The following is a 12,384-nucleotide window of genomic DNA, read 5'->3' on the forward strand; positions in this document are numbered from 1 at the left end:
TGCTCGCTGTCCACGGACAAAACCGCACCATCACCGCAGCTCGGAACGGATCTCCTGCTGGAGTACTAGCAACGCGACGGAGGAGCCGACCGCGGAGCCGCCGGCCGCCAAGAAAACCCGTCGCCCCCGCAAGCCGACAACCTGACCACGGGTGACGCTGGTCCAAAACTGCTTCACGTAATCAAGAGAAGCGGCCCGGCCGAAGCCGGGCCGCGCGCACGCACTCAAAGCCTACGGCCCCGCGCGCACGCCCCCCACCAACGAGCCCTCCTGATATCCCCCGAAGGCGGATGCGCCGCGCAGGCTGCAAAGACGCGACGAAATTGATCGACAGGGAGGAATTCGTCGAATCGGCTGACGGCAACGATGACGGCAACGCGGAGCACCCACCGCGAACGAGTGCAACCATCCGCTACGCTGCGTCACCAACTACGACGAGCCGCGACCTGAGAGCGCAAGCCAGCGGTTAACCGCCGCAGCATCCGCTGGGTGATATATATCAGTCGTCACAATCCATTCCGCAAACCTTCGGAGAGTAATCGATCGGCTCGGCTCCTTAATCACAAAGATGCTGACTGCAGACTCACCTGTTGTCCCGCAGCAGAGCACGGAACCATCCAACGAAAGCATGCGGAATTCCGGTCTACACCACCCGCTTCCGAGCGCCCCCGACGCTCCATCGCCGAGGATATCCCACTGGCCTTGCAGCCTTACGCGAATCCACCGTGAGGGCCCGTCATCACCTAGGGATTGGGCCAAAAGAAACCGTCTGTCACCATCAGCGAAAAGCCCAGAATCGATCGACTGTCGATACCATCCCTGGTTCATTGTGTGCAGTATCTCTGGATCGTTGGTGTCCGAGTTCATCTCGGTCCAACGTTCTTCAATAGGACAACTAGGGGCCTGACCAGCAACAACTGGGGGGATCAATCTGTCCCAGCCGCTACAGTCACCCAGGAAAGAGATACCCGCCGCGTTAAGCGATTCATCAAAGTCCATTTTGCTAACTCCAGCCCTGCGGCGGCGCGACATAACGTTGGGGAAGTTTGGCGTAGCCATATTCCGTTATCTTGTTGTAGTTGTGGCCAGTCACAAATCCAACAACTCCATCACTACGCACAAGCACGCGAGTTTGAGTCGTAGCGGAGCCCACTCCGGTGAAGATGGTCGCGCCACGCCACGGACTTCCAGTATTTCCGTTAGCCCTATACCAGTCAGGCCCTGCACTAGTAACCCGCTGAGTTACTGCACCCGATTCGATACCGTTAACAGTGCTGTGAACCTCCCTAGGAATTGTTGCCCATGCCTGACGTCCAGCGTCGATCCGCTTTTGCACCTCATCCGGATGATACGGATCGTTCTTGAACGCGGGCGAGCCACCGCAGTTGTGCACCAGCACCGGCTCGTTGCCGGCGAGCACATAGTACGTGTGGAGGCGATCCACGGTGAGGTTGTACGCCGCCGCATCGAACGCATGCCACGACGTAAGCGAGCCGATCGTCGCGCGTTCGCCCTCTGCGGTCAAGAGAGTGTCACCCGCATCCAAGGCGTCCACTCGCTGCCACTGCCGGTCGGTGTGGTTCCAGAACAGGTGGTCTTCCGTCGTCTCGATCAGGCCACCGTCAACTTCTAAGGTGACCAAGTCGTCGCGATGTGGCCAGATGTGAGTTACGAGCTGCGGACCCTTTTCTCCGGTTGTCGGGTCTTCGGCAAGAACCTCGTCCCCGACTACGACGTCTTGAATGGGCTTGGCGGAGCCATCGGCCATGAGGACGAGGGTCGCGCCGGAGAAGCTGTCCTCACACGTCGTCGGGCGTGACGAAGGAGCATCCTCGGTCGCGGCGGCCGGTGACGGGTCTCTGGCAGGCCTTGGTGTAGCCCTCGGCGCCTTGACTGGGAGGCGCAGGCCGACAACCGAGAGGACAGCGACACCGATTTCGATGCCCTTACCGGCAACCACCTCGGTCATTCCTGCGACATCACCGGCCCGCGCAGCGTCGATGAAGTCTGCTGCCCGACCAAGGTCCGCCATTCCCTGGTTGTACATTGTGCAGAGCTGGCAGGTAACACTCTGCAAATTGTCAACAGCAAATTTACCCAGCGACGCTAGGCCAGCACCCGCACCTTTGTTTTTGAAGTCGTTGTAGACGGTTACGACTGGGGCGATGCTGTCCTTGACAAAATTCTTTCCGGCGTTCCAGATCCCACTACCTATCTGGTTCCAGACGCCTCCGCCACCACCAGAGCTGCCGCCGCCTGAGTTGCCCCCGCCGCCGGAGCCGGACGGGGTGCTGCCGCCTCCGGAGGTGGTGCCGCCGGGGGTGCCGCCGCCCTTGGTGCCCGCGTGCGTGTGGGAGTAGTCGAATTTGTTCTTGCCGCCGATGCCGCAGTCGAGGAAGTCGCAGGGGCGCAGGCCGGTGGGGTCGGAGTTGGTGATGGGGCTGTTGTAGGCGTAGGAGTAGGCGTTCCACTGTTGTGGGTCGGCCAGGTCCATGACCGGGTCGACGGAGATGAACCGGCCGAGGTCGGCGTCGTACTCGCGGGCGCCGATGTGGATCAGGCCGTTCGGGTCGTTATCGCCGCCGACGAAGCTCTTCTGGTTCGGCCACGCGACCGCGGCACCGCGCTGCTCGCCGTACGGCGTCTGCCGCCGGATCGAGACGGCGTAGCTGCCGGCGTTGATGCTGAGGTTCTGGGTGCCCTGGTGGTCGCCGTAGATCCAGGAGAGGCCGTCGAGGTTGGGACCGTTACGGGAGGCGACCGCGCTGCCGGCGAAGCTGTAGTACCGGGTGGCGGTGATGGCGCCGTCCGAGGCGGCCTTGCGGACCTCCATGCCGGGCAGGTAGAGCGTGGTGCCGGTCGCGTCGCGACGGATCAGGCGGCTGCCGTTGGCGTCGTAGACGTTGGTGAAGGTCTTGTCGCCCTCGACGGTACTGGTCAGCTTGCCCTCGGCGTTCCAGGTCAGGGCCTGGCCGGCGGCGCCACCAGGCCGGGTGACGGTGTTGCCCGCATTGTCGTAGGTGAAGCTACGGGTGGCCGGTGCGGCGACCGGTGCCGTGGTGGTGGCGCTGGTGACAGAGTGCGGCCGGACGGAGTTCGGGCCGGACGCCGGGATCTGGTAGGTCGTGGTGGTGTCACCGGACGCGGTGTGGTGCGTCTCCTTGGTGCGGTTGCCGATGTCGTCGATGGTCCAGTCGGTCCAGTACGGGGCCGGGCCACCGAGACCCGCGACGCTGGGCGCTGCCTTGCACTCGGGATCGTTCGCCGGCGTCCAGGCGGAGGTGAGCCGCCGTAGCGCGTCGTAGCCGAAGCACTGGTTCTCCGCGTCGCCGGTGCCGGGCCGGTCGTTGATGGAGAGGATGTTGCCGGCGTCGTCGTAGTCGTAGTGGATGTTCGTGACGGTCGGGCCGGTCTCCGGCCGGATGCCGACGTCGGTGACACGGCGGGTGGCGGCGTCGTACAGGATGCTGTTCTCGACGTAGTGGTCGCGCTGTGCGCTCTTCCGGCGAGCCATCGTTGGTTCGCCGTATGCGGTATACATCTGGTTGACGACGTACGAACCGACGGTACTCATGGTGGTCTTCAGCGCGTTGGGCAGACCGTTGCTCTTGTGAAATTCGGTGGTGACGGTCTCCTGTACCAGACCGGCGACTTCCGGGTAGAAGACGGAGTCCGGCGTGCCGTCCTGCTGGGCATATCCGACATGGGACTCCCAGATGCCGGCCAATCCGGGGCCTTCCACATCCGGAATGATGTATTCGGAGGTCGAGACCTGGTCGCGGAGGGTGTAGTTGGTCGCCTGCCACGTGTAGGGGGCGTTCACCCGGCCGGGATTGTTGTCGTCGTAGCGGGTCGCTTCGACGAGGAGGCCTTTCGCGGACACACCGGTCCACAGGGTGTCGTACTTCCACTGCGCGCGCAGCTTGCCGGTGGCTGAGTCGTCACGCAGGGCGGTCCGGCGGCCGAGAAGGTCGTAGGTGTTGTGCAGCATCTTCCCGGCGCCGTTGGTACTCGTCTCGACCTCGCCGAAGGCGTTGTACACGGTGCTGGAGGTCCCGGCGTCCGGGTCCTTCCGCGACGTTTCACGGCCCTTGATGTCGTAGGTGAACAGCCACTCGTTCTTGCCCGGGTCGGTGACCTTGGTGAGCTGGCCCTTCCGGTTGTACGTGTAGCTGGTCGTGAGGTACGGCCCGTCGACGCCCGCGGCGGTGTTGTGCGCCCGCACCTCGGTGGTGCGTCCCTGGTAGTCGGTGTAGACAGTGGCGGCGGTCCCACCCTCCGGCGGAATCGTCAGCGTGCGGTCGCCCTCGGGGACGGTGACCGTGCCCCACTGCTTGACCAGGTTGGTGTCGTTCTCACTGGCCCAGAGCGCGGTCTCCCGCGTACGGCCGGCCAAGTCATAGGTGATCTTCGTTACCGCCGGAACGGACCACTCGGGCTCGTACCAGTAGGTCCCGGAGGGCGCGTCGGGTTCGACGTGCGCCTGGTAGGTGGTGGCGACGCGCCCGTACTCGTCGTAGTTGGAGTCGGTGATGACACGCCGGTTCGTGCCGTCGAGCGCCGCGCTCTGCGTCTGGCGTGCGCGCAGCAGACCGTCGAGGATCGTGTATCCCACCCGGTAGTCGACACCCGCGTGCAGGGTCTCGGTCTTGATGTACGGGTAGGCGTTGCGGTCGGGCGCGAAGACGTACGTGTTGCGGACGGTGGGGAATTCGGCTGTCGTGGCGTTCTTCACCCAGCCCGCGTCCCAGCCGCGGACGAACCGGCCCAGCGCGTCGTACTCGCGCCTGGTGACTCGTTTGTTCGGGTTGGTGCTGACCGTCGGGCTGCCCCAGTACGGGGCGAACTCGATCGTGGAGACCCACTTGAGCGGGTTGGTGGAGGTGATCTTGGTGGTCGGGCCACCCTCCGCCGGGGTGTACGCGGTCGTGGTCTGCCCGCCCTTGATGTCGGTCACCACGGAGACTCGGCCGAACTTGTCGTAGGTGGTCTGGCCGCCGTTCTCCCACTCCGTACCGCCGGCCGGGGTCCAGTTCTTGAGGTTCTCGGCCTTGGTGACCATGCCACGCGTCGGTGCGGTGTCGACGCTGGTGGCGCCGTCGTAGTACGACCGGGCGTCCGCGACGATGTGGTCGCTGCTGGTGGGTGCGGTGCCGCAGGGCAGCGCGACGGACGTGGTCCGCTTCACCACGTGCAGCAGGTTCTTGGCGATGTTGCGGTTGTATTCGAACGTCGTGCAGCTCTCGTCGCCGGTCACCGCGAGGTCACCGTCGGAGTGCTCGGACTTGACCGTGCCGTACGTGTCGTCATAGGTGGTGTGCGTGCGCCCGCTGCGCCAGCCACGGGCGCCGTCCCTGCCGATGGCGACGGCGGTGTAGGTGGTCTGGTTGCGCAGGTAGCGCGCCTCAACGAGGTCACCGTTGATGGTGCGGGACGCAGTCGCGGGAGATCGCCAGGGCACGTGGACGGTCTTCGACACCGGCAGGTTCACCGTGCCGTTGTAGACGATCGTCTCGCGAACCATGCCGGCGAACTGGTCCTCGTCGTAGACGGTCTCGTTGCCGAGGGACGCGTCCACGATGACGGTACGGGTGCCGCCGGTGTAGGACGCGCGGTCGCCGTGCATGCCGCGCAGGTACCGGGTCTTGGTGAGCGTCTTGGCCGCTCCCGCGCCCACCTCGGTGGTCACCCACTCGTACCCGCGGAACTGGCTCCAGGTCTTGCGGTTGCTCTTGCTCATGCCGTCGTCGTCGGCGAAGTGCCAGGCCGGGCCCTTCGGGTCGTACGTGTACCGGGTGACCATCGGCGGAGACTGGGCGCCGTTGCTGAGCGGCACGTCGTTTTCCGTGATCGATTCGACCATGTACTTGTGCCACCACTCGACCATGTCCACCTGGGGGTTGGCCGGGTCGGGGCCGAGCACCGGGTAGCAGCGCATGTTGTTGGCCGGCGCCCGCTCGGGCACGTTCGTGGCGGTGCATTCCGGCAGCGTGTAGCGGATGTGGGTGGACGCGCCGGTCTCGGAGACGATCTTCGACAGGCGCTGCCAGCTGTTCGTGGTGTTGTTCTTGGTCAGTACCCGGTTCGGCAGCGGCTCGTGCTCGAACGTCACCGGCGGCATCGTGATCTCGCCGCCGACCAGACCGGTTTTGACGATCGACTTCAGCCACAGACCCGGATCGCCACCGTCGCCGGGCGAGGGGAAGCTGTGGGAGAAGTCCCAGCGGGTGACGTCCTGCCAGCCGGGCGTGGTGCGCGTGGTGTCCCAGACCTTCGTTGTGATCCTGGTCAGGCGCTTCTTGGACCAGAACGTCGGTGAGAAGTTGTCCTTGCACTCGGTCGCGGCCTGGAGACATTCCTGGTCCAAGGGAGTGTCGTACCAGTTGGCCTCGACACCGCAATCGGCCAGGCAGCGGTCGCCGGTGTCGAAGACGACCTGCGCGACCGCGGTGGTCGAGCGGCCGTCGGCACGGTCCCAGGTGCCGTAGTCGATGCGCTTGAGCGTGCCGCCGCGCGTGTACTCGCGCTTCGCGGTCGCCGTGACGCGGGTGCCGTAGAAGTTGTTCTCCTTGGCGTACCAGTACGACTGCGTGTTGCCGTACACGTCGACGACGTAGTCGAGGTTCCACCGGTAGATCAGGGAGCATTCCGATTCCGCGAACGCGGGCTTGTTGCACGGCTCGTTCTTGTGGTTGCCGTATACCGGCACCTTCCACGCCGAGTCGGTCGTGCTCGTGTGGCCGGGCAGCGACTCACGGCCGAAGTAGTACTCGGTCCCGTCGGTGCCGGTGACCTTCCAGTACTCGCTGCCGGTCCACTTGTTGACCTGCTCGATCTTCGAGCCGTCCTCGTTTCGGCTGCGCCAGGTCGCCTTGTCCTTGTCCCAGACCAGCTCGGTGGAGTTGCCGTTGAGGCTCATCACCGCGTTGTCGGTCCGCCAGCACAGGTCACCGGTCAGCGTCGTGTCGGTGTTGTTCGCACCGTCCTTCGTGTCCTCAGCGCAGGAGACGTAGCGGCGCTCGATTGAGCCGACACCCAGGTCGAAGCCTTCACCGATCCAGGACGGCTGGCTGTTGCTGGCGTTCGACCGTCCGTCGACCGATGACGACGAGTACGACACCGCCACACCGGGCGCCTTGCCGGCATGCGCGGGCGGGGAGGTGATGCCGTACGACCAGTTGAACGATCCCGAGTTCCCGCCGACGCTCCAGTTCGAGGTCGGCGACAGGGACGTGGCGGTGAAGTCGCCCGAAGGGCCGGACGGGGCCGCGGCCAGCGCGATCAGCGTGCCGGCCGGAGACGCCACCGCAGCGTCGCCGGCGAGCTGCGCACGGCTGGTCGCAGCACCGGTGCCGCCGATCGGCTCGATCGTCGCGTCCGCCGTGACCGTGCTGGTCGCGGTGTCGTTCACGCTCGGCAGCCGCCGGGGCGAGCACCGCGACTGGTCGGTGGCGGTCAGCGCGCACTGCGGCAGCTGCCACAGCTGCAGCCGCGAGGACCATCCGGCTCCGTAGGCGTGCCGGAAGCCGCTGTAGTCGACGGACACCGACGCGGTGCCCGACGTCGTCGCACCGCGCGCGCCGCCGACGCGCAGGACCACGCCGTCGCGCCACTGACCGGGCACCTGCCCGCGGTCGATCACTTCGACGGTCAGTTCGGACGGCAGCCGCTTGCCGGCCTCACCGCCCGCGCGCGCCACGGACACCGGTGTCCCAGCGGCTTTCGCCGACTCGGACGACTTCAGCACCGCGCGCGCCGAGCCCGCGGTCGGCCACACCGGGTCCGGCAGGTCGGGCAGGGGATCATCCTGCGGTACGGGAGCGGTGCCGGTCACCTCGCCGCCGTGCGCGTCGACCGCGTCCACCTGTCCACGCAGCGGTTCCGGGGGCGTCTGCACCGCCAGTGCCGGCGGTACGGCGAGCAGGGTGCCCGCCATGACGGCGCCGAGCGTCGCTGCCAGCAGCCGTCCGGCCGTGCCCATCGTCGACCTGCCCACGCTGTTCCCCATCCGTTTCACGTCGGCGTTGCGTCCAGAAGTCATTTGGTCAGTCCACCGGGGTCGTCTGCTCGCGCAGGAACAGCGCGCGGACGTGGGCGTCGTTGAGCGCGCCCTGGTAGGTATGCACATCGTCGATGCCGCCGTGCCAGGCGTCGGTGCGCTGGCCGTTGAACAGGGCGCCGCCGACGGTCAGCGGCCCGGATGCCTGCCAGGCGGGCATGTTCGCGGTGGTGCTCCCCTGGAGCACACCGTTGACGTACAGCCGGACCTGCTTGCGCTCCGCGTCGTAGACACCGACCAAGTGCGTCCATCCGGCCGTGTCCTCGGCGGTGACCGCCGCGGTCGATCGCACCGCGTCCGCGCCGTCACCGGATGACGGCAATCTCGAGAACGCCCAGCGATCGACGGCGACGCCGTTGACCGTCTCGGTCCGGAGCGAGAGGACGAACGGGGTACGGTCCGGGCCGTCCTGGGAGACGACGGTACGTACGCCGGTGCCGAGCGCGTCCGGGTCGGCCCAGGCCGACACCGTGAAAGACTGATCGGTACGCAGCACCGGCGTGTATTCGGCCGCGGTGCCGGTGCTCTGCCGGCTTTGACCGTACTCGCGCTTCGGGTTCGGGGTGCTGCCGTCGACCAGCGTGGCGTCGAGGAACATGCTGCTGCCGTCCCGCCCGTAGTCGATCATCGTGCCGAGGGTGGTCCGCAGCTCGCGCTGGAAGTCGTCATCCGCCGGAACGTTGCACAGCCGCGCGTTCGACTCGTCGCCGCACGGCACACCGCGGTCGAATCTCCATAGGCCAACCTCGACCGGGTCGAGGATGCCGGGCTCGTCCACCTCGCCGTCGTCGGTGCGGACCGCGGTCGCGCCGGTGAAGTCGTCCGGCACGAGGAGACGGTCGAAGATCTGGACGTCGGCGATGTTGCCGCGGAATCGCTCGACGAAGCCGGTGCTGGCTGCATCCTGGCCGCGGCCGATGACGATCGGGTTGGTGTTGGTCGTCGGCGCGCTGAACCCGGCCGACGTCTCCACGCCGTCCACCCAGACCTTGATCCGCTTGTCCGCGCTGTCGTAGCCGGCCGCGACGTGCGTCCACTGGTTGACCGTGTTGAGCCTGTTCGAGCACACTTCGGTGCCGACGGTGGTCGTAGTGGACGGGATCAGCAGGCACCAGGAGTTGCCGGCGGTCAGCGGGCGGGCCCGCAGCCGGAACGGGCTGGACACCCCGGCCGGGGCCTCCTTCGCGATGGCCGTCGACGTCACGGTCAGGTCGGTCAGCCGCACCCACGCCGCCACCGAGTATGACTTCGTCGTGTCCAGTGCCACTCCGGTAGCGACCGCGCCCTGGGTGGCGGTGCCGGTGAACGTGGCGGTCTTCCCGCCCAGGATCCGCACATCGTCGGTCCAGGTCAGATCCGTCGTGGCGAGCGCACCTCCGCCCGCTGCCGCGCTGTTCTGCAGCGCCGTGGCTTGGTCGACGCCCGGGTAGGCCTGGAGGCCGAAGTCGGCGATCGGGCCCCGCGGGGCGTTGACGATCAGGCTGACGCTGGTAGCCCGCCCGTTGTTCAGCGTGTTGTCGATGCCGTACGCGGTGAAGATGTTCTCGCCGTACTTAACCGTCGACAGCTTCACCGACGCCGTCATCGACTTGCTGCCGTCCGCGGCCGTCGTCAGCGTCGCCGTGATCTCCTTGTCCGGCGGGTTCTTCCACCCGTACCGGAACTTCGTCACGTCCAGAGACGGCGTGCTGATCGTGAACGCCGCCTCACCACCCGGCCCCGGCACCCCCGACGTCCGCGTCACCGACGGCTCGGCCGGCACGCTCGTGTCCGGATAGAACTCACACCACCCCGACCACGGACTCGACTGGTTGTACGGCGCCGGATCCTTCGTCTGCACCCGGAACGCGTACCGCTTGCCGTTCTGGATCGTCACCTGCACCGGTGAGGACTGCGCGTTCGCGGACTGGTTCGACACCGTCGACGTCGACACCGGGAATGTGCCGTCGTTGACCTGGCCCGCGGCCGGGATCTGCTTCCACTGGAACGTCGCCGTCAGTTTCTGCGTCGTGTCCGCGTCCGGCAGCCGCGCGTACAACCGCGGGGTCAGCGTCCCGGTCGAGATCGGCACACTGCAGTCGGTGTTCGGCTCGACCATCAGCCGCTCCGGCGTACCCGGAATGCTGTCGTACTCGACGATCAACCTCGCGTCATCGGCGATGAACGTCTTCCAGCGAACCGCGTAACCCTCCATCGCGCCGCTGAGGTCACACGCACAGAATCCGAACGTGATGTCCGTCTTCCGCGCCGACGCGAACGACTGCACCTGGTTCTTCACCGCGGCGTTGTCGAACTGCACGATCATGTCGTGCCGGTTCTGCCCACAGCCACCGGCGTCGTTCGCGTGCGAAGACGCCGCGACCAGCCCGGTCCGCAGAATCGTCCACCACGTCACCCGGTCGCCGTTCTTCTGCGCGCCGTTGATCGCATCCGACACCCACATCGACGTCGGCGTGAAATCACACGACCACGAGTGGTCCAGATTCATCTGCACCCGTGCCGAGTGCACGTACTTCCCGGCCAGGTCCGTCGTCATGAACTTGAAGAACGACCGGTGCAGCTTCTCCGATCCCGGGTTCCAGCCGACCCGAGCCCGGTCACTGTAGTTGTCGGCCTGATTGTTCGTCGCGTACGCCCACCGCGCTGCCTTCTTGTCCCACGCCGGGTCGATGAACAGCGGGAAATGCTGCTCCGGCGCACCGAGCATGCCCGCGTCCGGGATCAGCCGCAGATCCCCCTGCCCGGTCACCTCGGTCCGCACCGCCGCCGTGTTCGACGCATCTCCCGGCCCGGCCGGCGACGACGGCACACCCGAGGTCGCCATCCGCGCCATCAACCCCAACGGCGGCGCCGCCGAATCCCACATCGTCGGCGCGTCCGCGGTCGCCAGCACCGTACGACCCGCCACCGCCCGCAACCCACCATCCGGCAACGCCGACACCGACGCGTCACCACCGACATCGATCGTCACCGACCGAACCGACTCCACCGCCTCCGGCGTGTTCACCACCAGCACATGCGTGAACCCCGTCCACGTCGCCCGCAACACCAGATCAACACCATCGAGCACGCCACGGTACGTCGCGGAATCCCCACTCACCTCCGGCACCGGCAGATCCCCCGGCCACGACAACGTCAACGTCTTCCCCGCGTCGACCAGCGTCACCATCGGCGCGTCACCACCACCGGAGAACCGCACGTCCGCGATGGACGCACCCGGACGCACCGTCCCGTCCGGCCGCACCGACAGATCCAGATCCGTCTCCGACCACGACCCGTCCGCGTGCCGCACATGCTTCGGCACCACCGTCGACTCCATCACGAACCGACCCGACGGCTCCGCGAACACCTGCGAATACTCGGTCCGCTCGGACAGCACCTCGACCCGTTCGCCGGTGTCCGCCGCCCGCTCTGCTTCGGACAGCGGTCGCGCCGCCTCGGCGGCCTGCGGCAGCACGGGATGCAGTGTCAGACCCACCACACCGGACAGAATGAGCGCGAGCCTACGCCGCGACGACGAACGGAACGCGCGCGGCATGACACCACGTGACACAGTGGTCTCCCCCGGTGATCAAGATTGGCCCGAGGGACTCTAGAGCATCGATACTCAGGAAGTAAACAGCAATTACAAAGGGTGTTCACAGAACGGGCAAATCCAGTTGATCATGACGCTGTGCGACCGTCGACGTCACCCATCTACCGCAACCGGGCGGGGGCACTCTCCACACACGCGGACCGGCGCGGTTCGCGCCGGTCCGCGTGAGTTCGATCGTCGGGTCAGGGGGCCGGGGTGAGGCGGCGGCCGATCGTGGTGAGGCTCCAGCCGATCATCGCGAACAGCAGCCCCAGCCCCATCGCCATGGCCGCGATGCCGAACGACACCACGGACGTGAACAGCGACGAGCGCAGGAACGACCCGGTCATCACGGTCTCGCGGGTCGGGTCCGTGCGGTCGAGTTCAGCGTACGTCTTGCCGCCGCTGGCCTCGAGCGCGTGCTTCTCGATCACCTGCGCCTCCGCGTACGCGGTCAGCGGGCCGTCGATCTTCTCGCCGGCGAACCATTCCGCGTCGGCCGAGACGGTGATCCGCTCGTCGGCGAGCTGGCTCTGCACCGTGAACCACACCGCCGCGCCCGCGATCAGCAGCACCGCACCGCCCAGCATGGTCAGCAGCCCGAGCAGCCGCACCGCTCCCCCGCCGGCCGCGGAACGCTCCGTCGCCACGACGCCCTCGTTCTTCTCAGCCATGACCCGCTCCTCAGCGTCGCTCTGCCACTTCCCGGCCGGCCCGCCCGTTCGCACGGCGGCCCGCCGCGACACCAGAA

3 protein-coding genes are annotated in these 12,384 nt (G+C 66.7%); all 3 read right to left on the reverse strand.

Going from position 1 to position 12,384, the window contains the following annotated elements; genetic code table 11:
* Positions 1–1,003 precede the first annotated feature (1,003 nt).
* Positions 1,004–8,041, reverse strand: coding sequence for an RHS repeat-associated core domain-containing protein (locus J2S44_RS01465; RefSeq protein WP_310408175.1), 7,038 nt, complete (start codon positions 8,039–8,041; stop codon positions 1,004–1,006).
* 4 nt (positions 8,042–8,045) lie between these two features.
* On the reverse strand, positions 8,046–11,540 hold the full coding sequence (locus J2S44_RS01470) for a LamG-like jellyroll fold domain-containing protein (protein ID WP_310408178.1): 3,495 nt from the start codon (positions 11,538–11,540) through the stop codon (positions 8,046–8,048).
* A gap of 296 nt (positions 11,541–11,836) precedes the next feature.
* A complete protein-coding gene (locus J2S44_RS01475) occupies positions 11,837–12,307 on the reverse strand; it encodes an aromatic ring-opening dioxygenase LigA (RefSeq protein WP_310408181.1) in 471 nt (156 codons plus the stop codon).
* Positions 12,308–12,384 lie beyond the last annotated feature (77 nt).

It is taken from the genome of Catenuloplanes niger (assembly GCF_031458255.1).
Classification (GTDB): Bacteria; Actinomycetota; Actinomycetes; order Mycobacteriales; family Micromonosporaceae; genus Catenuloplanes; species Catenuloplanes niger.